The 26,478-nt window shown below is 54.6% G+C and carries 27 protein-coding genes; 22 read left to right on the forward strand and 5 right to left on the reverse strand.

Features of this window, described 5'->3' with window-relative positions; all coding sequences use genetic code 11:
* Nucleotides 1–124 precede the first annotated feature (124 nt).
* On the reverse strand, nt 125–2,086 hold the full coding sequence (locus PUV54_RS06590; protein ID WP_274494814.1) for an alpha/beta hydrolase family protein: 1,962 nt from the start codon (nt 2,084–2,086) through the stop codon (nt 125–127).
* Between the two features lie 272 nt (nt 2,087–2,358).
* Here PUV54_RS06590 and PUV54_RS06595 point away from each other — a divergent pair, with 272 nt between their 5' ends.
* The 9 genes from PUV54_RS06595 (at nt 2,359) to dut (ending at nt 11,054) form a co-directional block, all read left to right on the forward strand.
* A complete protein-coding gene (locus PUV54_RS06595) occupies nt 2,359–2,928 on the forward strand; it encodes a F0F1 ATP synthase subunit delta (RefSeq protein ID WP_274494815.1) in 570 nt (189 codons plus the stop codon).
* A 5-nt stretch (nt 2,929–2,933) separates the two neighbouring features.
* The gene (gene atpA, locus PUV54_RS06600) at nt 2,934–4,463 is read left to right on the forward strand and encodes a F0F1 ATP synthase subunit alpha (protein ID WP_274494816.1); all 1,530 of its coding nucleotides are present in this window, start codon (nt 2,934–2,936) and stop codon (nt 4,461–4,463) included.
* Nucleotides 4,464–4,483: 20 nt separating this feature from the next.
* On the forward strand, nt 4,484–5,365 hold the full coding sequence (locus tag PUV54_RS06605) for a F0F1 ATP synthase subunit gamma (protein ID WP_274494817.1): 882 nt from the start codon (nt 4,484–4,486) through the stop codon (nt 5,363–5,365).
* Nucleotides 5,366–5,408: 43 nt separating this feature from the next.
* Nucleotides 5,409–6,842 carry a F0F1 ATP synthase subunit beta gene (gene atpD / locus PUV54_RS06610; RefSeq protein ID WP_274494818.1) on the forward strand — a complete coding sequence of 478 codons (1,434 nt, stop codon included), beginning with the start codon at nt 5,409–5,411 and terminating at the stop codon, nt 6,840–6,842.
* 81 nt (nt 6,843–6,923) lie between these two features.
* Entirely contained in the window at nt 6,924–7,319 is a 396-nt protein-coding gene (locus PUV54_RS06615) for a F0F1 ATP synthase subunit epsilon (protein WP_274494819.1), read from the forward strand.
* A gap of 1 nt (nt 7,320) precedes the next feature.
* Nucleotides 7,321–7,977: a hypothetical protein gene (locus PUV54_RS06620; protein WP_274494820.1), complete on the forward strand. Its 657-nt coding sequence runs from the start codon at nt 7,321–7,323 to the stop codon at nt 7,975–7,977.
* 512 nt (nt 7,978–8,489) lie between these two features.
* A complete protein-coding gene (locus PUV54_RS06625; RefSeq protein WP_274494821.1) occupies nt 8,490–10,097 on the forward strand; it encodes a hypothetical protein in 1,608 nt (535 codons plus the stop codon).
* Complete coding sequence (locus PUV54_RS06630; RefSeq protein WP_274494822.1) at nt 10,094–10,510, forward strand: DCC1-like thiol-disulfide oxidoreductase family protein; 417 nt, start codon at nt 10,094–10,096, stop codon at nt 10,508–10,510. The genes PUV54_RS06625 and PUV54_RS06630 overlap by 4 nt, the downstream gene beginning before the upstream one ends.
* Before the next feature lie 64 nt (nt 10,511–10,574).
* On the forward strand, nt 10,575–11,054 hold the full coding sequence (gene dut, locus PUV54_RS06635) for a dUTP diphosphatase (protein ID WP_274494823.1): 480 nt from the start codon (nt 10,575–10,577) through the stop codon (nt 11,052–11,054).
* Here dut and PUV54_RS06640 read toward each other — a convergent pair whose 3' ends face one another.
* The 3 genes from PUV54_RS06640 to PUV54_RS06650 all read right to left on the reverse strand — a co-directional run bounded on the left by PUV54_RS06640 (nt 11,055) and on the right by PUV54_RS06650 (nt 13,531).
* A complete protein-coding gene (locus PUV54_RS06640; protein WP_420797945.1) occupies nt 11,055–11,255 on the reverse strand; it encodes a DUF2905 domain-containing protein in 201 nt (66 codons plus the stop codon). It lies immediately after the preceding gene.
* A gap of 159 nt (nt 11,256–11,414) precedes the next feature.
* Entirely contained in the window at nt 11,415–12,143 is a 729-nt protein-coding gene (locus PUV54_RS06645; RefSeq protein WP_274494825.1) for a hypothetical protein, read from the reverse strand.
* Between the two features lie 29 nt (nt 12,144–12,172).
* Nucleotides 12,173–13,531 carry a penicillin-binding protein activator gene (locus tag PUV54_RS06650; protein ID WP_274494826.1) on the reverse strand — a complete coding sequence of 453 codons (1,359 nt, stop codon included), beginning with the start codon at nt 13,529–13,531 and terminating at the stop codon, nt 12,173–12,175.
* 138 nt (nt 13,532–13,669) lie between these two features.
* Between PUV54_RS06650 and rsmI the strand changes: the two genes are divergently transcribed.
* The 12 genes from rsmI to PUV54_RS06710 all read left to right on the forward strand — a co-directional run bounded on the left by rsmI (nt 13,670) and on the right by PUV54_RS06710 (nt 25,080).
* Nucleotides 13,670–14,518 carry a 16S rRNA (cytidine(1402)-2'-O)-methyltransferase gene (gene rsmI, locus PUV54_RS06655; protein WP_274494827.1) on the forward strand — a complete coding sequence of 283 codons (849 nt, stop codon included), beginning with the start codon at nt 13,670–13,672 and terminating at the stop codon, nt 14,516–14,518.
* Complete coding sequence (locus tag PUV54_RS06660; RefSeq protein WP_274494828.1) at nt 14,515–14,892, forward strand: YraN family protein; 378 nt, start codon at nt 14,515–14,517, stop codon at nt 14,890–14,892. Before rsmI ends, PUV54_RS06660 begins: the two co-directional genes overlap by 4 nt.
* A gap of 84 nt (nt 14,893–14,976) precedes the next feature.
* Complete coding sequence (locus tag PUV54_RS06665; RefSeq protein ID WP_274494830.1) at nt 14,977–15,516, forward strand: BON domain-containing protein; 540 nt, start codon at nt 14,977–14,979, stop codon at nt 15,514–15,516.
* 29 nt (nt 15,517–15,545) lie between these two features.
* A complete protein-coding gene (gene gshB / locus PUV54_RS06670) occupies nt 15,546–16,490 on the forward strand; it encodes a glutathione synthase (protein WP_274494831.1) in 945 nt (314 codons plus the stop codon).
* Between the two features lie 108 nt (nt 16,491–16,598).
* Nucleotides 16,599–17,816, forward strand: coding sequence for a glycosyltransferase family 4 protein (locus PUV54_RS06675; RefSeq protein WP_274494832.1), 1,218 nt, complete (start codon nt 16,599–16,601; stop codon nt 17,814–17,816).
* 11 nt (nt 17,817–17,827) lie between these two features.
* The gene (locus tag PUV54_RS06680; protein WP_274494833.1) at nt 17,828–18,790 is read left to right on the forward strand and encodes a hypothetical protein; all 963 of its coding nucleotides are present in this window, start codon (nt 17,828–17,830) and stop codon (nt 18,788–18,790) included.
* A 129-nt stretch (nt 18,791–18,919) separates the two neighbouring features.
* A complete protein-coding gene (locus PUV54_RS06685) occupies nt 18,920–20,101 on the forward strand; it encodes an LptF/LptG family permease (RefSeq protein WP_274494834.1) in 1,182 nt (393 codons plus the stop codon).
* Entirely contained in the window at nt 20,098–21,189 is a 1,092-nt protein-coding gene (gene lptG, locus PUV54_RS06690; RefSeq protein WP_274494836.1) for an LPS export ABC transporter permease LptG, read from the forward strand. Before PUV54_RS06685 ends, lptG begins: the two co-directional genes overlap by 4 nt.
* A gap of 116 nt (nt 21,190–21,305) precedes the next feature.
* A complete protein-coding gene (locus tag PUV54_RS06695) occupies nt 21,306–21,710 on the forward strand; it encodes a flagellar biosynthesis repressor FlbT (RefSeq protein WP_274494837.1) in 405 nt (134 codons plus the stop codon).
* Between the two features lie 55 nt (nt 21,711–21,765).
* Entirely contained in the window at nt 21,766–23,025 is a 1,260-nt protein-coding gene (mtaB, locus tag PUV54_RS06700; RefSeq protein ID WP_274494838.1) for a tRNA (N(6)-L-threonylcarbamoyladenosine(37)-C(2))-methylthiotransferase MtaB, read from the forward strand.
* 248 nt (nt 23,026–23,273) lie between these two features.
* Complete coding sequence (gene ftsY, locus PUV54_RS06705; protein WP_274494839.1) at nt 23,274–24,356, forward strand: signal recognition particle-docking protein FtsY; 1,083 nt, start codon at nt 23,274–23,276, stop codon at nt 24,354–24,356.
* A gap of 13 nt (nt 24,357–24,369) precedes the next feature.
* The gene (locus PUV54_RS06710) at nt 24,370–25,080 is read left to right on the forward strand and encodes an inner membrane-spanning protein YciB (RefSeq protein ID WP_274494840.1); all 711 of its coding nucleotides are present in this window, start codon (nt 24,370–24,372) and stop codon (nt 25,078–25,080) included.
* On the opposite strand, the gene PUV54_RS06715 is transcribed toward PUV54_RS06710, so the two are convergent.
* On the reverse strand, nt 25,065–25,598 hold the full coding sequence (locus PUV54_RS06715) for an NUDIX hydrolase (protein WP_274494841.1): 534 nt from the start codon (nt 25,596–25,598) through the stop codon (nt 25,065–25,067). The two genes, PUV54_RS06710 and PUV54_RS06715, sit on opposite strands and share 16 nt — an antisense overlap.
* A 300-nt stretch (nt 25,599–25,898) precedes the next feature.
* Between PUV54_RS06715 and PUV54_RS06720 the strand changes: the two genes are divergently transcribed.
* A complete protein-coding gene (locus tag PUV54_RS06720; protein WP_274494842.1) occupies nt 25,899–26,456 on the forward strand; it encodes a MarR family winged helix-turn-helix transcriptional regulator in 558 nt (185 codons plus the stop codon).
* The last annotated feature ends 22 nt before the right edge of the window (nt 26,457–26,478 follow it).

Here is a 26,478-nt window from a genome sequence, read left to right on the forward strand (position 1 = left end):
TTGTTGATCGTGGTCGTCTCCAGTCCTGCCTGCTTTTGAGAGCGTGCCGGCCATGAAATATAAGAGCCATGCAAAGACCTTTATCCCGGATAAGGTCTCTTCTCAGCGATGGAGCCGCCCGCTTTCACTCGCTGATATGCCGGTCGACAAAGTCTATTGATCGGCGAAGCATTTCTATGCGCGATTCAGCGGATGAAAAGTAATGATCATTTCCCTTTAATTCGACGAATTCATGATAGACGCCCTCCTCGTCCAGAGCATCGCTCATGATTTTGCTTTGATAAAACGGCACCTCAGTATTGTCTTTGCTATGGAGCAACAAAATCGGCGGCGCGGCAGCCGTAACCCTGTTGACGGGACTGGTGTCTCTCAGTTCCTCAGCGCCGCTGAAACGGCTGCCTATCACTCTCTCCCAAAACTCCACACGTTCAAAGCCCGAGCGTTTCTTTACGTGCCCAAGTTGAGCGGTCAGATCGCTGATGCCGTTCGCGCTGACAGCGCAACTGTATAGAGAAGGTGAGAGTGTCGCCCCTGCGAGTGACAAATAGCCGCCATCACTAATCCCGACAAAGCAAACCTTGCTGGACTGGATTTCGCCGGTAGAGAGCAGCGCTCTAACGCCGTTATTGATGTCATCTAATACTTTTCGTCCCCATTCGCCGTAACCAGCCTGCTGAAACTGTTTGCCAAATCCAACGGAGCCGCGTGGGACAGGTTGATAGACAGCGTAACCTCTCATTGCAAAGAACGAGGCCAAGGCGTCAAAGTCTAAAGTATCTCGGCCCAATAAGGTACCTGCAAACAAAACAACTAGGGAAGTGGCCTCGGTGTTCCTGGGTGTTGTCAGATATCCGTTAATAAGAAGCCCGTCTTCGGTTGTGTAATCGAATTCACGCCGATCAATGCTGACATCGTTAACAAGTTCAGGCCGGCTCGAAGCAAGCAGTTCCAGATGTCTGGCGTCGGCGTTATAGAGGTAATATTCAGTAGGTTTTTCAGCGTATCTCGCCTCAATAACAAGCTGTTTCTGGTCGTCCGATCTGGAAATGATCATGACGGCTGCGGTCGGCAATGCCGCTGCAATGTCGGTCTGGACTTTTTGAATGGCTTCATCCGTATGCAGCATTTTTGGCATTTCATCGTAAATGACGGCCGAATCCAATCTTGCGTGCCGCGCGTTGTATTGAATTGACAGAACGTCATGCTTTTCGTCACCGAAAATTGTGCGAGCAACCTCGCCGGTTTGTCTATTAAGGCCAACAATGTGGTTGGTGTCGGCGATAGTGCGGTCTAACGCGACAATTTCGTTCGGGTTGTCGCCAATGGCGTATAAAATGAGCGGCAAATAATCGCCTTCTTCATAAGAAACTGTCCTTACGAGCTCCATTGGCGCGCTAGTGTCAGTTCGGGAATAAATTTCCATTTGATGTTTTCTGAAATCAACATCTGCGCGCATCACAGTGTTTCCGTCAGAGTCAATCACCCAATCATTAGTGCCGTTTTTTCCGGCGACAAAAAGTTCTCCTTTGCCAGTTTCAAGATCAACCTTGTTTAGAGAGTATGCGCCCCTGCTTGCGCGCGCTCGCTCATTCCAGCGCGCGAATAAAGCTTTTCCTGGTTCCGAGGGCAGTGTTGAGATCAAGCCGCCTGATGCTGTGGTTATGAGACGGGAGCTTTCAAAGGCGATGGTCGCCTTTTTTGTGCGTCTGGATACAGATACCCATCTCCAGAAGTCTATCGACTCAACGTCTCTGTCGATATGCAGCCTTTCGGTGTCAGAAAGTAGCGCCAGGATGTTTTCATTACCCTCCCATTCTAGCAAGTGTATTGCTGCGTTGGTGAGCAATACCGTTTCAAGTCCTCCATCAGCTTTAGTTCGGTCAAACAGGACAACGGCAGAGCCCTCGGTTGAATTTTGAACCATGGCGACCGTTTCGCCATCCGGCGAAATCTGGACCAGATCAAAGGCTGGCTCCGCGCCATAGAGCGCGGGGTCTGCTTCCTGGGCGGCGGCCGTGCTGGCGTTAAGCGCTGCAATGCAGCCCAATAAAGAGGCGGCGAGTGCCATAAAGCTCTGGTTTTTCATAGTGATGCCCCCGCGTTTGACTGCGCTTATATTGTGCGTTTTCTGTCTTCCCCGCTAATGAGCGTAGTCCAAAAACCATCACCCTTAAAGCCTCGCCATTCCGCCGCAGGGGGCGATTGTTGCGTCGCGGCGGGGGCCATGCTAACCCCTCGCGCGATCACGCGACCAAGGCTCGCAGCGTCCTGCGCGCGGCCTAATTTTCGTAAGTAATTTCAACACCTTAAGTGCTGCGGATGCGCGGCGCTTTTTTAAGACGGAGCACGGGAAAGCGAGTGACGGATCAGGGTTCAGCCAATTCCGCGCCAGTGTCCGGCGTCGCCGGCCGTTATGCGACGGCGCTGTTCGATCTCGCAAAGGAAGCGGGCGCCATCGAAACAGTCGAAGGCGAACTGCGCGCGCTGCAGGGCTCCATCAATGGTTCTGACGAGTTGCGCGGCTTTTTGAAAAGCCCGGTCTATGACCGCGCTGAGCAGATGGCCGTCGTCGAAGAGCTGGCTGCAAAAGCCGGTTTCGGCGCGCTCACCGCGAACTTTCTCAAACTTATCGCCAGCAACAGGCGCCTTTTCGCGCTGGAAGATATGATCCGCGCCTTTGCGAAACTCGCCGCCGACGACCGCGGCGAGGTAAGCGCAGAGGCGATGACCGCCGCCGCCATGAATGACGAACAGATCAAGGCCCTGCGCCTTGAGATCGAGCGCATGGTGGGCAAGGCGGTGAACCTTGAAACCCGCGTCGACCCGGATTTGCTCGGCGGCCTGATCGTCAAGATCGGCTCCAAGATGGTTGACGCATCGCTCCGAACTAAACTGAACCGTTTGAAGACCGTAATGAAAGAGGCTTGAGGCACATGGAACTCAACGCGGCGGAAATTTCCTCCATTCTAAAACAGCAGATCAAGGATTTCGGCAAAGACGCCGAGGTTTCAGAGATCGGTCAGGTGCTCTCCGTCGGCGACGGCATCGCGCGCATCTATGGTCTCGACAATGTTCAGGCCGGCGAGATGGTCGAATTCGCCAACGGGGTGAAGGGCATGGCCCTGAACCTTGAAAGCGACAATGTCGGCGTCGTGATCTTCGGCGAAGACCGCGAGATCAAGGAAGGCGACACCGTCAAGCGCACCAAGTCCATCGTGGACGTGCCGGTGGGCAAGGGCCTTCTCGGCCGTGTTGTCGACCCGCTCGGCAATCCGATTGACGGCAAGGGCCCGATCGAAGCCGCCGAACGCCGCGTCGTTGACGTCAAGGCGCCGGGCATCCTGCCGCGTAAGTCCGTGCACGAACCGGTGCAGACGGGCATTAAAGCCATCGACTCCATGATCCCCATCGGCCGCGGCCAGCGCGAGCTGGTCATTGGCGACCGCCAGACCGGTAAAACGGCTGTCTGTGTTGACGCGATCCTTAACCAGAAAGACGTCAACGCTTCAGGCGATGAATCGAAAAAGCTATACTGCGTTTACGTCGCCATCGGTCAGAAACGTTCGACCGTCGCGCAGATCGTCAAGACGCTCGAAGACAACGGCGCCATGGAATATTCCATCGTCGTCGCCGCGACCGCGTCGGAACCGGCGCCGCTGCAGTTCCTTGCGCCGTTTGCCGGCTGCGCCATGGGCGAATATTTCCGCGATAACGGCATGCACTCGCTGATCATTTATGATGACTTGTCGAAACAGGCTGTTGCGTATCGTCAGATGTCGCTGCTGCTTCGCCGTCCGCCGGGCCGCGAAGCCTATCCGGGCGACGTTTTCTATCTGCACTCGCGCCTGCTCGAACGCGCTGCGAAACTGAACGAAGACAATGGTTCCGGTTCGCTGACGGCGCTGCCAATCATTGAAACGCAAGCGAACGACGTTTCGGCCTACATTCCGACCAACGTGATCTCGATCACCGACGGTCAGATCTTCCTTGAAACCGACCTCTTCTTCCAGGGCATACGGCCCGCCGTGAATGTCGGCTTGTCGGTTTCCCGTGTGGGATCGGCGGCGCAGATCAAGGCCATGAAACAGGTTGCAGGCAAGATCAAAGGCGAGCTTGCTCAGTATCGCGAGCTGGCGGCCTTCGCGCAGTTCGGCTCCGACCTCGACGCGACGACTCAGCGCATTCTCAACCGCGGCGACCGCCTCACCGAGCTGATGAAGCAGGGCCAGTATTCGCCGCTGCAGGTCGAAGAGCAGGTCTGTGTGATTTACGCCGGCACGCAAGGCTATCTCGACAAGATCAAGAAAGAACAGGTCGGCCACTTCGAGCGGGAATTCCTGCGCAAGCTGCACGCGGATCATGGCGATATTCTCAAAACCATCCGCGAGACCGGCAAGCTGGACGAAGACACCGAAGGCAAACTGAAATCCGCGCTCGACGCGTTTTCGAAAAGCTTTGCGTAAATAAAGGATAGGCCCAAACGATGCCCTCGTTGAAGGACCTCAAAAACCGGATCTCTTCCGTCAAGTCGACGCAGAAGATCACCAAGGCGAAGCAGATGGTCGCCGCGGCGAAACTGCGCCGTGCCGAAGAGCGCGCCACGGAAGCCCGTCCCTATACGGAACGGATGGAGGCGGTGCTCGCTAACCTCAGCAGCAGCGCGAAAGGAAATCCAAACGCTCCAAAGCTGCTTGCCGGCACCGGGAAAGACGAAACGCATCTTTTGATCGTCGCGACGGCGGACAAGGGGCTTTGCGGCGGTTTCAACTCGTCCATCGTGCGGCTCGCGCGCGAGCACATCACCAAACTTCAGGGCGAAGGCAAGACGGTCAAGATTGTCACTGTCGGCCGCAAGGGCGAGGAACAGCTAAAGCGCCTTTATGGCAACCTGATCGTCTGGAAAACGAATTTCGTCGACGTCAAGCAGGTCGGGTTCGAACAGGCCCATGAAATCGCCGAACAAGTCCTGTCTCGCTTTGACGCTGGCGAGTTCGACAAGGCGACTTTATTTTTCGGCAAGTTCAAGAACGTCGTTTCACAGGTGCCGACCGCGCAACAGATTATTCCCGCCGAAGCCCCTGAAGGCGTCGAGACGCCGGACCTTAAAGGCGCCGTCTACGAATATGAGCCGGATGAGACCGACATTCTGCGCGCGCTCCTGCCCCGCTACGTGGCGGTGCAGGTGTTCCGCGCGCTCCTAGAAAACGTTGCGTCGGAACAGGCCGCATCCATGACCGCCATGGACAACGCCACGCGCAACGCCGGCGAAATGATCGACAAGCTGACGCTGCAATATAACCGCGCGCGTCAGGCCCAGATTACGAAAGAATTGATTGAAATCATCTCCGGCGCGGAAGCCCTTTAGGCAAAGCGCTGCAGACGGACGAAGGACTTAAAGGAAGTACGCCATGAGCAAAGAAGGCCGCATTTCACAGGTTATCGGCGCTGTCGTCGACGTTGAGTTCGACGAGCACCTGCCGGGCATTTTGAACGCGCTCGAAACGGACAATCACGGGAACCGTCTGGTGCTCGAGGTTGCGCAGCACCTTGGTGAAAACCTCGTGCGCACCATCGCCATGGACTCAACTGAAGGTCTCGTGCGCGGTCAGGCCGTTAAAGACACGGGCGAGGCGATCTCCGTGCCGGTGGGCGACGAAACGCTGGGCCGCATCATGAACGTCATCGGCGAGCCGGTGGACGAAGCAGGCCCGATCACCACAACTGCAAAACGCGGCATCCACCAGGAAGCTCCGCCCTTCGTTGAGCAATCGACGGAAGCGGAAATGCTCGCCACCGGCATCAAGGTTGTCGACCTTCTCTGCCCTTACGCAAAAGGCGGCAAGATCGGTCTTTTTGGCGGCGCGGGCGTCGGCAAGACGGTTCTCATTCAGGAACTGATCAACAACATCGCGAAAGTGCACGGCGGCTATTCTGTGTTTGCCGGTGTCGGTGAGCGCACCCGCGAGGGCAACGACCTTTACTGGGAAATGATCGAAAGCGGCGTGAACAAGAACCCGCAAGAATCTGGCGGTTCTGCAGCCGGTTCGAAGTGTTCGCTGATTTACGGTCAGATGAACGAGCCGCCGGGAGCGCGCGCGCGTGTTGCGCTGACGGGTCTGACGGTCGCTGAACACTTCCGTGATCAGGGTCAGGACGTTCTCTTCTTCGTCGACAACATCTTCCGCTTCACGCAGGCAGGCTCTGAGGTGTCGGCGCTTTTGGGCCGTATTCCTTCCGCCGTGGGCTATCAGCCGACGCTCGCGACCGACATGGGTCAGATGCAGGAGCGGATTACCACGACCACCAAAGGTTCGATCACGTCCGTTCAGGCGATCTACGTTCCGGCTGACGACCTTACCGACCCTGCGCCGGCGACATCGTTCTCGCACCTCGACGCGACGACGGTTCTAAACCGTGCGATCTCGGAAAAAGGCATCTATCCGGCCGTTGACCCGCTCGATTCTTCATCGCGTATTCTCGATCCACGCATCGTCGGCGACGAGCATTACGAGGTCGCCCGCGGCGTTCAGTCGATCCTTCAGCGCTACAAGGCGCTGCAGGACATCATCGCGATCCTCGGCATGGACGAGCTTTCGGAAGAAGACAAACTCGTCGTCGCGCGCGCGCGTAAGGTTGAGCGCTTCCTGTCGCAGCCGTTCGACGTCGCCCAGGTCTTTACCGGCTTCCCGGGCATTCAGGTGCCGGTCGAGGACACGGTGCGTTCGTTCAAGGGCCTCATCGAAGGCAAGTACGACCACCTGCCGGAAGCGGCGTTCTACATGGTCGGCTCCATCGATGATGCGATCGAGAAAGCGGAGCGTCTCGCGGCAGAGGCGGCATAAGGAAGGGAGTGGTTCGTAGTGCGTAGTTCGTAGGTAAATTCAAATCCTGCGCACAACGCACTAAGCGCTACGCACTAGCATATGGCTGACAAACTCCATTTCAATCTCGTCTCTCCGGAGAAAGAGCTGATGTCTGCGGATGTCGACCAGGTCGATATTCCGGGGACGGAAGGCTGGATCGGCGTTCTGCCGAACCATTCGCCGCTGATGACGACTCTCGCGCCGGGCATGGTGCGGGTCAAAACCGGCTCTGATGAACAGCGTATCTTCGTGCGCGGCGGTTTTGCGGAGATTTCTCCGGCGGGCCTTACCGTGCTGGCTGAAGAGGCGATGAAAGCCGAAGACCTCGACGCGGCGGCGATCGCCCAGAAGGTGAAAAATGCGGAAGAAGATCTCGCCGACGCCGACACGGACGAGAAAAAACTGAACGCACAGCAATCGCTCGACCGCCTGAAAGAGCTTCAGGCCGCGCTCTGACATGAGCGAGGAAGCGGCAGGCAAGGCGGGTAAAGGGGAAGATCAAACCCCGCAGCCCGCTTCACCGCTTGAAGAGCGGATGACCCGCGCCGAACGCATCTTCGTTCGTATCAACATCGTTCAAACCATTCTCGCTGTCGCCGGCGTTTTTACCGGCGCCGTGGCGCTTTACGCGGCGCTTAACGAATCCGCCGCTGTCCGCCGTCAAACAGAGTCGGCCGTCTGGCCGCATATTCGCGTCAGCGACATGAATTTCGGCGTGCCGGGCGAAGAACGGTTCCAGCTTGCTGTCAGCAATCGCGGCATCGGACCGGCGCGGATCAAATCGGTGAAAGTCACGGTCGATGGTGAGGTGCAAACCAACTGGTACGACATCGTTGGTATGGTGGCCGAAGAAGAGCAGTTCGGGATTTCCAACATACCCATCGTCGGCATGGTTTTGTCTCCGGACGAAGACATTACAGCAGTGTCGGTGGGGGTTCCTTTTGCCTCGAAGGAAACCACCGAAGCGTTCCGCGACCTCGTCAGGTCGGGCCGCGCCAATATGCAGATCTGCTATTGTTCCGTATTCGATGAATGCTGGAATCTGGATGCTCTTACCAACGTGACGGCCCCCGTTGCGGCGTGCCCGGAACAAAATCCGGAATCACGGATTTAGGCGTCTTTTTTCACGTTGGCGGGCACAACGCTAAGGCGAGCCGGCCACGAAAAAATACATCCTATGTGATGAAAACGGCCATAAAACCCAGTGTTGGTGGAAGGTTATCCCCCACCTTGCCGGGCGCCTTATGATGGCGCTGATGAGAAATCTGCTTTTCCACAGCGCGGCCCGCGCGCATAGCCGTCAGAAACGCCACAGGGCTCGATCCATGTGGAAAGCTGTACAAAACAAAACCCATGAATTTGTACAACTTTCCGCTATAGCCCAGAGCCGGGGCCATTTTGATAAGCGCCGGCGAGGGAGCCGGTGTACAACACCGGGCGCTGCCAAGAAGTCGGAAAAAGCTGGGGAAATTATTAGGAAAAACCCATTTGGTGCGATTTTACACTCAATAGCCCTTCTTCCGCCGTGCTTTCCTAACCACGCTTTAACCAGCTTTGAGAATGCTGGCGAGGATAGAAGGAGCCACGACAGACGGGTCTCCGAACGCAAGGCGGGTTCAGGCGATTATGTCAGTTTCAGATGCCACCCTTGGCGGTGGCGACGCACTGCTCAAAAAGAGCGCGCTGACGAAGAACCCGTACCTGCTGGTTGCGCTGCCGCTTGCGGTCTTTTGGTTATTCAGCACGGCGATCGGCTACGCCGCCGCCACGCCTGGCGCTGCGCCTGTGCTTGTTGTCTTGTCGGTTGCCGCCGCTGTTCCGTTCGCGCATTTGCGCGCAAGCGAATTTCTCGTGTTCCAGCGCCGGTTTTTGCAACTCAGCGCCGGCCTGCTCGTGGTTTATCTGTTGAGCGAGCCTTTCAATGTGCCTGTCATTACGTTGGAGGCGCATCATCCAGCGGCGATGTTGCATGCATATGGCCGGTGGTTGGGGGCGGTACTGGCGATGCTGGCTGTTTTCCGGCCCGTCTTCCTGGCGCCAGCCGCAGGTCTTGCCTGGCTGCTGCGCGGAATGAATGAAATGCTGACGGGCTTTGAGTTTTCAGTGCTTGACGTTGAAATCGTCTTTGAAGTTTTGGTTTTTGCGGCGCTGGGATTTTTGTTTGTGCGAATGCTTGCGCGTTCGGGTGCGGTTTCTGAAAACGTAGAGCTCAAAGCGGGCGTGCTGATTGCAGCCATCGCAGTCGGCGCTCATTTTGGAAACTACTTTCATTCCGCCATAGCGAAAATCGCACTCGATGGCGGAATGCTTTCATGGATTATGGATAATCGCCTTTATGACGGCATGCTTGGCGCGATCGAAAAGGGAACCTTTCCGTTTGCGGCATCGGCTATGCTTACACAGACGATGTTCGACGCGCTGCATGTCGCTAATGTTCCTTTTCACCTGCTAAGCTTTGCGGCTCAGTTCGCTGCAATCCTTTGCGTCGCCCGTCGTAAATGGGTGATTGCAATAACCCTGGTCTATGATGCGTTTCATATCGGCGTTTTCCTGGTTTACGGTCTGCTTTTCTGGAAATGGATCGCGCTCAACGCAATTTTAATTGCGATGACCGCCGCCATACCTAAAGGGGCGTGGACGCGGCGTGTCAGCCTCGTCTGCGCGCTGTTCGTGATTGGCGGTGGCGTCTTTTTTACGACGGCGCGCCTTGCGTGGTATGATGCACCAGCATTTGCTTCCCGGTACTTTGAGGCGGTTGATGGGGATGGCGTCCGGTATCGCGTCCCTTCAGCGTATTTTGGCTCTGCTTCATATCAGGTGTCCCATGGAAAATTCTATCCGCCGGTGTCGCAAGGGCATTTTAGTCCGTCCGTGTGGGGATCAGTGAAAAGTCAAGAGCCGTTATTGGCAAGGCGAAATTGCAGGCCAGCACAGGACGAGCTGCAGACCGCGGCTTCAAACTCGGAGATTGCTGCATTAAAAGCGTATGTCTGGGCCAATCACGCTGCTTTGTTACGGGCTGCGGATAATAACGGTCAGGTAAACCCTTATGCTTACCTGCATCATCATTTCCCCACATTGTTTGTGAAAAGAGATATCGACAATGCGGATCTACGAAATATCACGGACTATATCTTCGTCGTGGAGTCAGTGTGCCTTGATCTCGATAACGGCAGGTTGACGCGAAACATCATCAATCGTGATGAGATCCATCTGGGAAAGGCGAAGGAATGAACGACTCCGATACGCCGATCTACATCGTCTACGACGGCGAATGCCCTTTCTGCGCAGCTTATGTTCGTATGGTGCGATTGCGTGAGGCCGCTGGAAAAGTCGCGTTGATTAACGCCCGCGATAAGCATCCGCTGGTTGAGGAAATACTGTTGGGCGGGATTAACCTTGACGAAGGCATGGCGTTAAAGATTGGCGATAACCTATATCATGGCGCACGCGTGATGAATCAGTTGGCGTTGATGAGCGGCCCGTCCGGTTTTTTCAACAGGTTGCATGTGTGGGTGTTTTCCAGCCACGCACGCACGGTTTTTCTTTATCCGTTTCTCAGGGCGGGCCGAAATCTGGCGCTGCGAATTCTTGGACGCCGTAAGATAGCTGAAAGTCACGGCGCCAAAGTGGGGTTGGGGAAATAAAATATCTCCAATTTGACGAGTCAGGCGATAGTAGAGATCAAACAATGAACAATGGAGCGCTCCCATGTCCGCCACCGCGTTAAAGCCTGACGCCCAGCCAGAACTGACCGTCCGCATCAAGCGGCTGGCGCACGGGAAAGATCTCGATCTGCCGCGATACGAAACGGCGCTCGCCGCCGGTTGCGACGTGCGCGCCGCCGTGACGGAACCGGTGACGGTGAAACCGGGCGAGCGGTTCATGACGCCCACCGGCATCGCTATCGCCATGCCTCCGGGGTGGGAGGCGCAGATGCGCCCGCGTTCAGGTCTCGCGGCCAAGCACGGCATTTCCTGCGTCAACGCGCCGGGCACCATCGACGCCGATTATCGCGGCGAGTTGCGTGTCATCCTGATCAATCACGGGACGGAAGATTTCGTCATCAATCGCGGCGACCGCATCGGCCAGATGGTGTTCGCCCCTGTTTTTCAGGCGGTGTTCGAGGAAGTAGACGAGCTTGACGAAACCACGCGTGGAAGCGGTGGGTTTGGTTCGACGGGCAAGTAATTATTTTCCGAAAAACCTGAAAATCAGTGTCAGGACGATTGAGATGATAATCATCGTTGTGACTGGAAAATAGAGCGAAAACCCCTCGCGCCTGATGACGATATCGCCGGGTAGGCGCCCCAGGCCGAGTTTAGAAAGCACCGGCCACAGCAGACCCGTAACCAGCAGCACGATTCCGATGGTGATCAGCAATTTTTGCATGTAGGCATTATAATTCGCACTAATGTCGTCGAACAAGATGCTTGCGTGGTCGTCATCTCGGGCTTGATCCGGGATCCATGAGTAAGTTTTTTCGATGGATTGCGGATCGTTGAACGAATTCGTTCAACCCGTAATGACGGAAATAGAAAGGTCGAGGGGTTACTCCCCCGCGCTATCCGCCGCAATTTCAACCAGTTCGATATCGGAAAACACCTGCCGTGTTTCCGATTTGAAATCGCGAAACATTGCTTCGCCCGAAACAATGCCTTCAGTGCGCGCCAGAAACGCCGGGGCGCCGTCTTCATCGGGCGCAGCGAAATGCTGCGTCTGAATGAGGTGTTCCACTTTGGCGATGGGCATCGGCTTGAACGGTTTTTTTGATCTTACCGAGATGCTGGAGACATATTCGCCCGCCTTGTCGAGCGTGATAAAAACTTCAAGCGCGTCTTTAGGAAAATCATCTTCATCGACTTGTGCGACGAACACTGCGTGCGTTTCGGTTTCTTCGACCAGTTCAGCTTTTTCGACCATTTCGTTGAGCTTGTCATAAAGCAGCGGGTGGTCTTCGGTTTTCGATTTTTCAAGGGCTTTTAAGGCTTTCCGTCCAGCCTTGTTGAGGTCTTCATAAGCGGGCGCCAGCAACGCCCAGCGTTCGCCTTTCTCGCGGCGCGGGTCGAACCGGACCGTCGCGACGATTTCATCATCGCCTTCCTTCGACCAGTGCTCCACCGTGAAAGCGTAATTGTTCTCAGCAAAGGCGGCGGCTTTTTCCGCTGCGGCGTGCAGCATCGGCGCCGTGTGATGTTCGAGCGCTGACTCGGCCCGGGCGGGCGTTGCTAACAGCAAAATGAAAGTGAAAAATATCGCCGGGCGAAACGCTCGCGTCATTCGAAGCTCCGTTTACAGACGTCTAGAATTTAATAGGCAGGGGCAAAACTGCGCGGGGCCGGATCGACGGTCTGAATGCCGCCGGGCTGGATTTCAAGAATGGCGAGGCCGCGATCGACAGTGCCGTCCGGATTGAGGCGGAAGAGGCCGTCCGCGCCGAAATAACCGTTCGGGTCGGCGATGGCGTCAAGATCGAACCGGTTGCGCCGGCGCTGTGTTGCGGCAAGGCGCGCCGACAACAAGGTTGCGTCATAGGCCAGCGATGCTAGCCGGGGCGGGGCGGAGCCAAACGCACCGGCATAATGGTTTTCAAAGCTGCGGGTGATTTCCGGATCGGGCGCCGCGAACCAGCCGCCGCGCAATGCGGGCTCGCGGGTCAGGCGTGGGTTGTTCCAGGCTGATACGCCAAGAATCTTCACTCGGTTGATGTCTACATTGTAGTAGGGAAGAAGCGGCGCCAGCGCGCGCAATAGTGTTCCCTGCTCCGGCATCAAGACCGCTTGGAAACCCTGGGTGTAGCCCGCCTCGGCGCTGGCGTTTTCCGGCTGCGGCTGGGAGCGGTCGCCCTCAAACTCGTGACGCATTTGCAGGGGAATGATTTCTTGTGAATATTTCGCAAGCCGCTTGGCCGGTTCCAGCATGGCGTCCGGGTCTTGCTCGTAGCGCTCTTCGTGAACGATCACGCCGCCGCGGGTGAAGACTTCTTCTGCGAAGGCGCCGGAAACCCGGTCGCCATATTCCGTTCTTGGGGCCAGCACCCCGAACCGCGTCAGTTCTTGCGACATGGCGAATTCGGTGACGCGCGCAATCTCAAGCTCGGGCGGGAAACTCAGCAGAAAAACGCCATTCCCCGCCGCTGTGAGGTCCGACGAAAATGCGATCATCGGCGTACTCGCTGCGCGAGTAACCTGGGCGGCCGCTTCAACGGATTCTGAAAAAAGCGGGCCGAGAATAATTTCGGCGCCATCGGCCAGCGCTGAACGTGCGGCGGAGGCTGCGCCCTCTGCATTGCCTCTGGTGTCTTTTGGGATCAGCAAAAACTTTTCATCGCCAGCGTCAAATACGGCGAGTTGGGCGGCGTCGAACATGGCGGAAGCAACCCTGCGCGCAGCCTCATTATCGGCCGAGAAAGGCAGGAGTAGGCCAACTCGAACCGGCTCATCATCCATATGCGGCGGTTCGACAAAATTGCGCCGGTCATAGCGCTCAGCCTCGCGATAGGGGGATTCAGGTAGTTCATATTGGTCTTCGTCGCGGTCGCGATCCGGATAATCCTGCTGGCTGATGACCGGGCCGCTCGGCCTTGTGGGCGTAGAGGAACCGCAGGCGGCGATCGATACAGTCAGTATTGCCGCCAAGGCCAGTTTCACACTAATGTTGCTCCGCATTCCTTCGGTCCCCTTGCCTGATCCGGGCGGCAGACTAGCCGGGCCAGCCCCTGCCGTAAACGCTGCTTTCGCCACCAATTTGCATTCAGTTCAGCCCCCGGATTGACGCTAGGCTGTCTGCAGGCCATGGCATATTTTATGCGCAATCCCAGCCTGCGACCGGAACCCGGCCTTTATGTGACAGCCACGCCAATCGGCAATCTCGGCGACATGACATACCGGGCGGTGGAAATCATGAAATCGGCGGACCTGATCTTGTGTGAGGATACCCGCCAGACCGCGAAACTATGCGCGGCTTACGGGATCGAGACTCGTCGCGCCCCATACCATGAACATAATGCGAAAAAAGTCCGCCCTGGTATTTTGAAACAACTGAATGAAGGTTCGGTAATATGTCTCGTTTCAGATGCCGGCACGCCCCTGGTATCCGATCCCGGATACAAATTGGTCCGCGAAGCGCGCGATCATGGAATCAATGTTTTCCCGCTGCCTGGGGCGTCCGCCGTTATCGCCGCCTTGTCAGCTGCCGGCGCGCCATCCGATCAGTTTTACTTTGCCGGGTTTTTGCCAGCCAAACTAGGCGCCCGGACCGCCATGCTCAATAGCCTCAAATCGCTTCGCGCGACGCTGATTTTCTATGAGACTGCGCCAAGGCTTCCAGCAGCGCTTTCTGGCATGGCTGAGCTGCTGGGCGAGCGTACTGCTGTCGTTGCGCGTGAGATCACCAAGCTGCATGAGAGTTTTGCTGAAGGGCGGCTGTCAGAACTCGCGGAACAATTCGCCGCCACTCCGGTCAAGGGAGAGATCGTTATCATCGTCCACCCGCCTCAGGATTCGCGAACTGATGAGGCGGACCTGGATGCATTTTTGATAGATGCGTTGAAATCCATGCATGTTCGGGAAGCCGCCACAGAGGCTGCACAAGCGCTGGGTGTTTCCCGCAAGGAAGCTTATAATCGCGCGCTGGCGCTAAAGGGAAACGGATGAGCGCCCGACCGTCAACTGACCGCCGCCGGCGTGCGGAACTGTCGGGCAGGATTGCCGAATGGGGCGCCGCAATTCTCATAACGCTGAAAGGCTTTGCAATTTTGGCTCGCCGTTATCGCGTGCCCGCCGGTGAAGTGGATCTCATCGCAAGGCGCGGGCGGCTTTTAGTTTTTGTTGAGGTGAAAGCGCGGGCTGAGCTAGATGCTGCGATTGAGGCGGTTACGCCTCGAAGCCGCCATCGCATCAGTGCAGCCGCAAAAGCGTTTCTTTCGCGGCATGCTCACCTTGCGGATAGCGAAGTGCGATACGATATAATCGTCTTCGCGGGCTGGCGGATGCGGCACCTGCCGGACGCTTGGCGAGACGAATTCTGACGGCTGCCCTATTTCACTATTGGCCGAAACAGCGCATGCATGAAAATCGTTTCGTTTGCGACAGAGTTTTCAAGGAGCAGCCTTATGCTTTTCCATCCTAGTCGGTTCGTTGTTCTGTGTGCTGCAATACTGCTCAGTGCATGCGCCTCCAGCCGTTCCCTCGATCAAAGTTTTTCGGATATTTCGGGGAATGCTGAGCTTAAAGCCGTTTTGTTTACAGACAGGTCTCATGACTACAGTGATATCGACATCACTCTATATGAGGGGCGGTTGATGCTCACCGGCACGATGCGATCAGAGGAAGGCAGGCGCCAACTCATTGCAAACGCATGGAAGGCTGAGAACGTCAAAACGGTAATCGATGAAATCATTATTGCCGAAAAAACCAGCTTTGGGCAGGGGTTTGAAGACAGCCGAATTGACCAAACGTTAAGAGCGCGTTTGATTGCCGACAACGATGTTTCAAGTGGCGATTACAAGATGTCTGTGTCTCGTGCAGTCGTCTACCTTCTGGGCGGGGCCAGAAATCAGGGTGAGCTTGACGAAGCGGTAAAGCTGGCAAGATCGGTAAACGGTGTAGAAAAAGTCGTCAGCCATGTCGTTGTGCGCGACCTGACAAAGTAGGCTTTGGGCCAAAGCGAAGTATCCTAGCTATGCTGAAAATCGCTATACAGATGGATCCTATTCAGTCCGTGGATGTCAACGCGGACACCACGTTCGACATGGCGCTGGAGGCGCACAGCCGCGGACATGGCGTACTGGTTTATCAGCCTGAAGGGCTTCAGCTAAATGGAAATGACGTGCTGGCGCGAGCGCGGGCTGTAGAGGCTATCCAGCGTAAACAGGGCGACCATGTTCAGCTAGGCGCGCCCGTTGTGACCAGTCTGCGGGAAGTGGACGTCGTTCTTATCCGTCAGGACCCGCCGTTTGATATGGCGTATATCACGGCAGCACAAATGCTGGAGCGGCTAGTGCCCGACGTTCTAGTGCTGAATGACCCGCGAGCAATACGCGACGCGCCTGAAAAGTTATTCGTTACGGAGTTTCAGGACCTTACGCCGCCAACCCTCATTACGAGCGATTTGTCAGCGGTTCGGGAGTTTCGATCCGTACACAACGATGTCATCATAAAGCCGCTCTATGGAAACGGTGGTGCGGGCGTCTTTCGCATGCGCCCTGATGACGGAAATTTTAACGCGCTTTTGGAACTGTTTGAGCAGAGTTTTCGTGAGCCGATGATCGCCCAGAAATTCATCCCCGCCGTCACCAAAGGTGACAAGCGCATTATTCTGCTGGATGGCGAGGCGGTTGGCGCGATTAACCGAGTGCCCGCAGCAGGTGAAACGCGTTCTAACATGCATGTCGGCGGCAAGGCCGAGCCAGTCGAAATGAATGAACGTGATCAAGAGATATGTGACCGGATTGGTCCGGTGTTGTCTCAGCGAAGACTGGTTTTCGCAGGTATAGACGTCATCGGCGACTATCTTACGGAAATTAATGTCACTTCGCCAACTGGCGTCCAGGAAGTGCGCCGCTTCGGTGGTGCAGATATCTCGGCTCTTTTCTGGGATTGGGTGGAAGGGCAGCGGGACGGTTAAAGGAAACTGGTGCTGGAAGGCATCAAACGGTTGATCCTTCTGCTAGATAATGCTTTTTTCGCCCCTTGCCGAAAAAAGCTTTCCGTAAGCGGTCACCGAGAAACCAGAATGAACGCGCCCGAAAAGGCTCCGAAAAAAAAGCTGCGCGTAGCCCTGTTCTCAGGAAACTATAACTATGTGATGGATGGACCAGTACGGGCGCTCAATATGCTGGTGGCGTATCTGGAACGTCAGGGTCATGAAGTTCTTGTTTTTGCGCCCACAAGCAGGAAGCCCGCATTTCAACATTCAGGAACGCTTGTTTCCGTTCCTTCAGTCGCTTTCCCTGGCAAACGCAGTGAATATAGACTGGGTCTTGGGCTGAGGGGAGGCTTGAAACGTAGACTAAAAGAGTTCTCTCCTGACATCATCCATATCGCGGCGCCCGACTACACAGGCAAAAGTGCGCTTGGTTACGCTGGTAAAAACAATATACCCGCAGTCGCATCCTTTCATACGCGTTTCGATACCTATCCGCGTTATTATAAAATGAGCTGGCTGGAAAAGCACCTCACAAACTATATGCGGCGCTTTTATGCGCGATGCGAACATGTTTATGCACCGTCTCATTCAATGGTCGACGAATTGCGGGCGGATGAGATCGGTCGTGACATTCGCTTATGGACGCGCGGAGTTGACGGTGCGTTGTTTAACCCTGGCAAGCGCGACGTTGGCTGGCGTCGTGCAAATGGGATTGCAGACAGCGATGTCCTTGTTGCTTTTGTCGGCCGGCTTGTTCTGGAAAAAGGCATCGATATTTTTGCTGACGCCTTCAAACGAGCTCAGGCAAAGAATTCATCATTAAAGGCGCTCATCGTTGGCGACGGGCCGGAACGGCAGGCATTTGCTGAGTTGTTGCCAGGCGCAGTGTTCGCAGGTTATTTGCAGGGAGAAGATCTTGCGCGAGCCTATGCGAGCTCAGATATGTTTTTTAACCCAAGCATTACAGAGACTTTTGGCAATGTTACATTGGAGGCCATGGCCTCAGGATTGCCATCCATTGGCGCCGCGGCCGCCGGAAGCAAATCCCTTATAGAAGACGGTGTGACAGGTTTTGTTGCTGATCCGTGTGCGAAGGGCTTTGCCGAGAAGATCTCCTTTTTGGCGTCAGACGCTGAGCTTCGTCGACAGCTGGGCGCTACAGCGCGACAGCGCAGTGAGCGGTATTGCTGGGATGCGATACTTGCGGAACTTGTCAAGCATTACTACGAGGCCATCGAAAACTTCGCACTATCAGAGCAAAAAGAAAATGCATCGCGCGCTTCGGTGCGACCGCATGTGGCCTGAGAGAATTCTCAATGGTTCTAGAAGCGCTGAAAACGGCTGGAACAGCAGCGCGGCATCGATGGGCGTTACTGCGTGAGCGCGAAGATGTTCAGCGCGCGTTAAAATTTATCCAATACGGGCTTTTGGCTCTTATTATCATCTACTTGCTTTTTAAGCTTAGTCAGGTCGGCTGGGTCGAGGTTCTGGGCGCGCTACCGGAATCTCCATGGTTTTATTTCTTCTTTGTGCTGCGGTTTCTCGCCGTCCCCGTTTCTGAAGTTGCGCTTTATGAAATCATTTGGTCACTGCCTTTGATACGTCATTTTTTTGTCTTCATTCGCAAGCGGGTCTATAATTTCGCCGTCATGGGCTATTCCGGCGAAGCTTTCCTCACATTATGGGCGCGCCGAAGGTTAGGGCTTCAAAGCAAGGAAATTCTCGTTGGCGTAAAAGACAATAACCTGTTGTCAGCTTTTGCATCGAATGCGGCGACAGTGGTTTTAGTCATCGCCCTTGCGCTAACTGGCGGCTTGCAGGCTGGCCTTGAGGCCTTTCCTGGGGCTGGCTGGTTGTTTTCGTTGGCGTTTTTATCCGCCGGAACGCTCTCGGTACTGGTGCTGGTGTTTCGCGACAAGCTCATGGCCTTGCCTAAAGGCGTTATGCCTAAGCTCATTGGGGTTCATAGTGGGCGGCAGCTCTTAATCATTATCTTGCATGCGGCGATGTATTCGGCGGCCTTGCCGGGGGCGCCGCTGATGGCGTGGATGACATTTATCGCCATGCAGCTCGTTCTAAGCCGGGTGCCGTTCTTGCCAAACCAGGACATCGTCTATTTAGGGGCTGCGTTAAGCCTTTCACCGATCGTCGGGGCGCCGGAAGCCGCTGTCGCCGGTATGTTGGTGGCGGAGGCGGGATTGTCTCAACTATTTAATATCGCCATGTTCTTCGCTACCGCGCATCTGGCGAAAACCGAGTATCGGACGTCACCTGCATAAGAATACCGGATTTCCATGGACCGGCTTCCGAATTGGTCCGGAATTCGCTACAGACGCTAAGTCTTGCGATCTTCGGAACCACCGTTGTCGCTTCATTGTAGCCAATTTGGCAGGTGCGCCCCCCGCTGCATGCATCTCATTGACCGTTATATTCTCCGCGCTGTAGCGACCCCCTTGATTCTGGCGCTTATGGTGGCAGGCATGCTGCTCCTTCTGGAGCATATGCTCAGGCTGTTTGATTTTGTTTTGGCCGAGCAGGGGCCTGTGGATGTTGTCTGGCGCATGTTGGCGAATCTGGTGCCGCACTATTTTGGGCTGGCGTTGCCGCTCGGGACGTTTCTCGGTGTTATGCTGGCGTTCCGGAACTTTTCAATGTCGAGCGAGCTGGATGCGCTCAGTTCCAGCGGAGCCTCGTTCGGACGGTTGATGCGTCCCATCTACGTTCTGATTGCGTTCATCATGGTGCTTGACTTTTTGCTGGTGTCATATGTTCAGCCATTTGCCCGGTATGAATATCAGCAAATTCGTTTCGATGTGACCAGTGGCGCGCTCGGGATAAAAATCCCGGCGGGTGAGTTCATCGACATCAGCGACCGCGTGACGATCCGGCTTGGAGAGATTAATCCCGAAACCAGAGATGCGCGGGAGATTTTTCTGGAACGGCGCAGTCTAGATGGCGGGAAAACCATCATTACGGCCCGCTACGGGGCGATTTCAACCACGCCTGAAATTTCTTCGTTGTTGCTCAAATTGACGGATGGCCGTCAGGTAATTCTGAACCCCCTTGGGGACCGGATTCAAACCTTGAACTTTGAAACTTTTGATTTGGAAGTTGACTTGCCCGCTATCGGCGTTTTTCGCGAGCGCGGTGGTGACGAACGTGAGGCGACCATCACTGAAATTGTGAGGCTTTTAGCAAGCGAATCGCCGCAATCGTCACCACTTTTTTATGAATATCGTGCTGGTTTGCACTGGCGTATTCTGCATCCGTTGACGTTTCTGGTGTTGCCAATACTTGCTGTGGCGATGGGGGTTACCGGGCGGCGGCGCGCTTCTAATTTAAAACCTGTAATCGGTATCGCCATCTTGATTGTCTATCACGAGCTCTTGGAAGAGTGGGGCAAGGTTGTCGCACAGGACGGAATTTTGTCTCCATGGATTTCCATGTGGGGCATATTTGCAGTTTTCATAATGCTCTCTCTATCGCTCTATGTCGGATCAATAGATAAGGCCAGAACAACGAAGGTTATGGCGAGGCGGTCTCAAGATACGGTGCGTATTGCGGCGCCGGCAACGGATATCGCCGAATGAATTTCGCAGGCCAGATTTTTACCCTTTATGTAGGGCGCTTGTTTCTGGTGCGCTTTCTCGCGCTGTTGATATTTTTTGTGTTGATTCTGCAGATGCTCGACCTTTTGAACAGGTCTGAAGATATACTGTCAGCGGAAGGTGCAGGTATCAGTTCCGTATGGCGTTACATATCATTACGCGCGCCACAGATCGCCAGCCAGTTTACGCCATTTGCGGCTTTGCTTGGAATTGTTTTCACGCTGGCTGGCTTAAGCCATACGAGTGAAATCACCATTATGCGCGCAGCTGGCATGTCTATTCATCGCGTGCTGTTTCCGTTAGGTTTTACCTGCGCGCTGATCGCGCTCAGCCATTTTGTTTTTCATGAAACGGTCACCGTGCCAGCATCGGAAAAGTTGGATTATTGGGCGTTCAATGAATACGCTGTCGACCTGCCTCCCGAAAGCGATACGCGTACAGGTGTGCGTATCAGCTACGACGGAGAGTTTATTCGTTCTGCCAGCGCTGCGCGAATTGGTGAGGATGTATTGCTTACTGATGTCACGATATACAGTGTGGATTCATCGGGATTGATCACCAACATAATCGAGGCGCGCAACGCCAGGTATCACGAAGGCGGTTGGCGGTTGTTTGGAGCGCGTACGCTTGGCGCTCTATCTCTCGAGGTGAGCAACAGTGAGAGCGTCATCTGGACAAACACGCTCGATCCGGAGCTTTTGTTCGCACTCACGCTTGAGCCGGACCAGACCAGCATAAGAGAACTGGTGGCGAAAGTTCGCCAACTCAGTCAGGACCGTGCTGACACGCGAAGCGCGATGACTTCGCTGCTCAGCCGGTTTTCAAAACCTTTAGCCACGCTCGTCATGCCGTTGCTTGGGGCGATCGCCGGCTTTGGCGTTCATCGTCAGGGCGTCTTGTTGGTTCGGGCCGTAACCGGGGCCGCTCTTGGGTTTGGCTACTTTGTGGCTGAAAATCTGGCGTTGGCGCTCGGGTCGCTAGGGGTGGTCCCGGCCATCATCGGAGCGTTTTTTCCAATTGCTCTTTTTATGGTGGTTGGTTTTTCAATCATCCTGGCAATGGAAAACTAAGTCTATTCCTTCGGCTAGTAATGTGACGCCTTGCGTTTCTTCACGGCATGGTTGTATGTTATCAACCAAGGGTTGCATATCTGTGGAGCGCTATAGCTGCTTGGAGGAAAGATGCTGTGAGCGGGTTGGTATTAAAGTTACGTCCTCACGAAGAGCTGATGATTAATGGCGTTCTGGTTGAGAATGGTGACCGGAACACACGTCTGTGCGTCAAATCCGATGGCGCGTATATACTCCGTTTGCGTGATGCATTGCGTCCCGAAGAAGCGACGACCCCTCTAAAACGTGCTTATTACATTGCCCAACTCGCTGTATCCGGCCAAATAACCAGCACCGAGGCCGCGTCAATTTTGAAGAAGGCTCTTGAGGAAAGGCCTGATCTCGATCCGACAGAGGCGCTAATCAGGAGTATTAGAGAGCATGACTTTTATCAGGTTATGCGTGCTTTAAGAACCGAAGCATTAGCTGATCGCGCGCATGCAGTCTCGTCACCAGAATGTGCCGGTACACGCAGGGCCTGAAAAATTCTCTCGCCGCTTGTTGTGCTTGGGGCTTTGATCGCTCAAATAGCCCCTTATGTCAGATCCAGATGAAATAATAACGTTGGGATGCCGTCTTAATCTGGCGGAAAGCGAGATGATGCGGCGGCTGTCTCGCGAAAACGGATGCTGCGACTCGATTATTATCAATACCTGTGCGGTAACAAACGAAGCTGTCCGTACAGCACGCCAGCGTATTCGGCGTACGAAGCGTGACCATCCTAACAGCAGAATAATTGTAACGGGATGCGCCGCGCAAACCGAGCCGGACACTTTCGCCAGCATGACGGAAGTTTCTGCTGTCCTTGGCAATCATGAAAAGCTGAACCCAGATCACTGGCGCAAATTGGCTGCAACGGAAGATCAAGTCATCCAGGTAAATGACATTCTGTCAGTCCGCGAGACAGCCGGTCATTTGCTGGACGGATACGGCGATCGTGCTCGGGCGTTTGTGCAGATTCAAAACGGTTGTGACCATCGGTGCACGTTCTGCATCATACCCTACGGTCGCGGGAACTCCCGCTCTGTGCCTATTGATACAATTATTGAACAGACGCACCGCATGGTTGACGCGGGACATCGGGAGGTTGTTCTAACCGGTGTTGACATAACGTCTTACGGCGATGGCCTTGAAGGCGCGCCAACTCTTGGAACCTTAGTAGGGTCTCTACTGGATGCCGTGCCCGAATTATACCGTTTGCGTCTTTCGTCGATTGACGGGGCGGAAATCGATGAAGCCCTGTTGGAACGTATTATTGGCGATGAACGTGTAGCGCCACACCTTCATTTGTCGTTACAGGCTGGCGACAATCTGATATTAAAACGAATGAAACGCCGACATACGCGCGAGCAAGCTATTGAGTTGTGCCGCACTGTTCGTGAGCGCCGTCCTGAAGTTGCCTTTGGCGCTGATATAATCGCTGGTTTCCCGACAGAAACCGACGACATGTTCGAGCGCAGTCTTGGTATTATCTATGAGGCAGGACTGCAGTTCCTGCACGTCTTTCCATTCTCTCCTCGTATGGGCACGCCGGCAGCGCGGATGCCCCAAGTTCCGGGAAAAATTGCAAAGGAGCGTGCTCGCCGCCTTAGAGAGGCGGGTTCAAAGAACCTAAAAAAGTTTTTAGACCAACAAGTTGGAAAGACATTTGAGGCCATTCAGGAAAGCGGCGGTACTGCGCGGCTCGGCAACTATGCGCAAGTCGGCCTGAATGACTCGCAGGTTAATCCAGGCGAGGTTGTTAAGGTAAAAGTTTCCGCCCGTGATGGAGAACGTCTTGTTGGCGCCCTCGTTTAGGCCAGGTGGTAAAAGAAAAGCCGCCTTTTGGAAGGGCGGCTCTTTTTCTGAACGGCAATGGGGGTTATTTGGCGGGTTTGCCGACTGGTTTCGCGGCTGGCTTGCCACCGGGCTTTGTGGTTGGCTTTGCTGCGGGTTTAGCTTGGGGTTTTGCGTTGGCCATAAGGCTCTCCATAAGCAGCTGAAGAAGTTCAGCGGCAATATGATAATTACACCGTATAGAAACTTTTCAAGTGGGTTTGCGGCCAGTGGCGAATAAATTTTTCTCCGGACTCTTTAAAAGGCAGCCTGAAGGGGAATCGGATAAGGCGGCTGGTGAGCCAGAGCCGTTAGGCGAGGGCCGGGATGTCCAAGCTGGGCCGGGCCTAAAGGCGAGCGAAAAGAAGTCGGGAGAAAAGAAAAGCGGCTGGTTCTCGCGCCTGCGCTCGGGGCTATCAAAGTCATCCAATAGACTGGCCGATGGCGTCACAGCCATATTCACGAAACGCCGCCTAGATGATGAAACTCTGGAAGAGCTGCATGATCTGTTGGTAACGGCGGATTTGGGTGTGCCGGCGGCCACGCGTATTACTGAAGCGCTCGCAAAAGATAAATTCGACAAAGAAATCTCAGATGTGGAGGTGCGTGAAGCCTTGGCGTCCGAAGTGGCGATGTCGTTAACCCCCCTGGAGCAGAGCCTAACGATTGATAGGGAAAAAAAGCCTCACATCTTGCTTATGGTAGGCGTCAATGGCGCCGGAAAAACAACCACAATCGGTAAGCTCGCCCGGAAGTTTGCAGACGAAGGGTTGAGTGTCATGCTGGCTGCAGGTGATACGTTTAGGGCGGCGGCAATCGAACAACTATTGGTATGGGGTGAGCGTACTGGCGCGCCTGTCGTCACAAAAGAGATAGGGGCAGACGCGGCAGGTCTCGCTTATGACGCGGTCAAACGAGCGCAAGAATCGGGAACGGATGTTCTCATGATCGACACGGCTGGCCGCCTTCAGAATAAGCGCGAACTAATGGACGAACTGGCTAAAATCGTTCGTGTCATCAAGAAGCTTGACGCGACCGCCCCGCACAATGTGGTTTTGACGCTCGATGCTACCGTGGGACAGAACGCGCTCAGTCAGGCAGAAGCCTTTCAAGAGATTGCCGGCGTTACCGGTCTTGTCATGACAAAGCTTGACGGCACGGCCCGCGGCGGCGTGCTGGTGGCGCTTGCAGATAAATTTTCCCTGCCAATCCACTTTATCGGTGTTGGTGAGGGGGTTGAAGATTTGCAGGAATTTCGTGCTGACGCATTCGCAAGGGCGCTTTCGGGCGCTGCTGAAGAGCTGAATCACTAATTACGGAGCAGGGATGACAGGTACAACAATCAACCAAGGGCAAAGGCTGACAGGCGGAGCGAAGCTGGCAGTGGATATGGGCCCGCTTGCTGTGTTTATGATCGCCTACTTTCTCGGGCAACGCCTCGCGCCTTTCGCAGGTGGTCTTATCGGAGAGGATTGGTCCATTGCTGATGGCGAAGAGATGTTTCTTGCCGTCGGACTTTTCATGCCGGCGTTTTTAATCGCATTTATTTATTCTGTTTGGAAAGAACGACGGGTTGCGCCGATGTTACTCGTGACCGGCGTGATAGTTGGCGTTTTGGGTTCATTGACCCTAATTCTGCACAATAAGACATTTTTTTATATGAAGCCGACCATTGTGTACGCCCTTTTTACGTCGGTGTTGACTGCGGGTATCGTAACCCGGCAAAATTTTTTGAAAATTCTTTTCGACGGCGCCTTTCATATGCCAGATGAAGCATGGCGAAAGCTTACTAAAAGGTATGCGATTTTTTTTGCGGTTCTTGCTGTCGCAAATGAAATCGCCTGGCGTTATTTCATGCGCGATTGCGACCTAGCTGGTGGGGCGGCCTGCAGCGGCGAAAAGCACTGGGTGAACTTGAAAGTCTTCGGTTTCACTATCATCAGTTTAGTGTTCACCGGGTTTCAGGCGCCGCTAATCGCCAAGCACATGCCTAGGGAAGAAGACGAAAGCGGAAAATCCGATCAAAGTCCTTCCTGAGGATTGGAAAAAGGAGAAAATTGTTCAGCATTGATAACCTCGCGATAGTGCCTCAAGGCCCAGTCGACGCTCGGGAACGCGAGATCCGTCCAAGGGATTTCATTCCAGGGAAATAGTTTAACCTCTTGGCTTTCAGGGCCCGCTGCGATCTCATCTTGTTTCAATGTAGCGCGATATATTATCTGCACTTGTGAAATACGCGGGATAGAATAAATCGCCAGCACCCGGTCGATTTCTATACTGGCGCATGCTTCTTCCTGAGCTTCGCGTTTTGCTCCAACCTCAGGCGTTTCATGTAGTTCCAGATAGCCTGCAGGTAACGTCCAAAAGCCGCTCCTTGGCTCGATAGAGCGGCGGCAAAGCAGGATTTTATCGTTCCAGGTTGTTACGGAGCCGACAACGATTTTTGGGTTCTGATAGTCAACGAATCCGCATTCAGAGCATACGGACCGCTCCATATTATCCCCAGGCGGAACAGCGCGTTCGAAATTCGGTTCTCGTCCATACTGATCATTCATGGTCGGCTTCCTGACAAAATAGTGATCGCTTGGTTGTAGAATATCCGTTTAGACCCTAATTTGGGGATTGACCGTAGGCGGTGCATTTTTGTAGATGACGCCAATAAGGTGACTTTAATCGTCATGTTGAACATTCCGCACCGAGTATAATTTTGCACGCCAACCAGAATCATGCAAAGCGAACCCCTCGCCAGCTCGCAGGAATTTACACCGCAAACAGACCAGCCATGTGCATAGTGCTTCTAAGTAACAGCCATGGCGTCGCTAACCGCCTTTTTGAAGCCAAGTATGGAGAACAAGATGGCTTATTCACTTAAGAATTCACCAGGACACCTGCTGCGCCGTGCGCAACAGTACGCCCACGACCTTTATTCGTCTTCTGTCGGCAACACAGGTCCGACGCCACGTCAATATGAAGTGCTGCATGTGGTCGCAAATAACGAAGGATTAAGCCAGACGGACCTTGTTCGGCACACAGGAATTGACCGCTCAACGCTCGCTGACATGATCGCGCGCATGATGAAAAAAGGGTTGCTGTCCCGCAAGCGCACCAAGGAAGACGCACGAGCTAACGCGGTCTCTATCACGGCTGCGGGCAAGCGCATGCTGACATCTGCAAACGCCAAGGTAGCGAAAGCAGAAAAGGCGGCCCTATCCGTTCTGCCAAAGACGCAACAGGCCGGGTTTATGAAGGCGTTGCGGTCATATGCTGAGGCCCTCGATAAAATGGATGAGGCTGCCGCTGCTCCTGCAAAGCGCGCAAAGAAAACGACACGCAAGAAAACAACAGCGCGTAAAACGGCTAAACGTAAAGCGCCGGCAAAACGTAAGACCAAACGCAAGACAAAACGCCGCTAAAAACAAACGGCTGTTTCTGATA

Source organism: Hyphococcus flavus (genome assembly GCF_028748065.1).
Lineage (GTDB): Bacteria > Pseudomonadota > Alphaproteobacteria > Caulobacterales > Parvularculaceae > Hyphococcus > Hyphococcus flavus.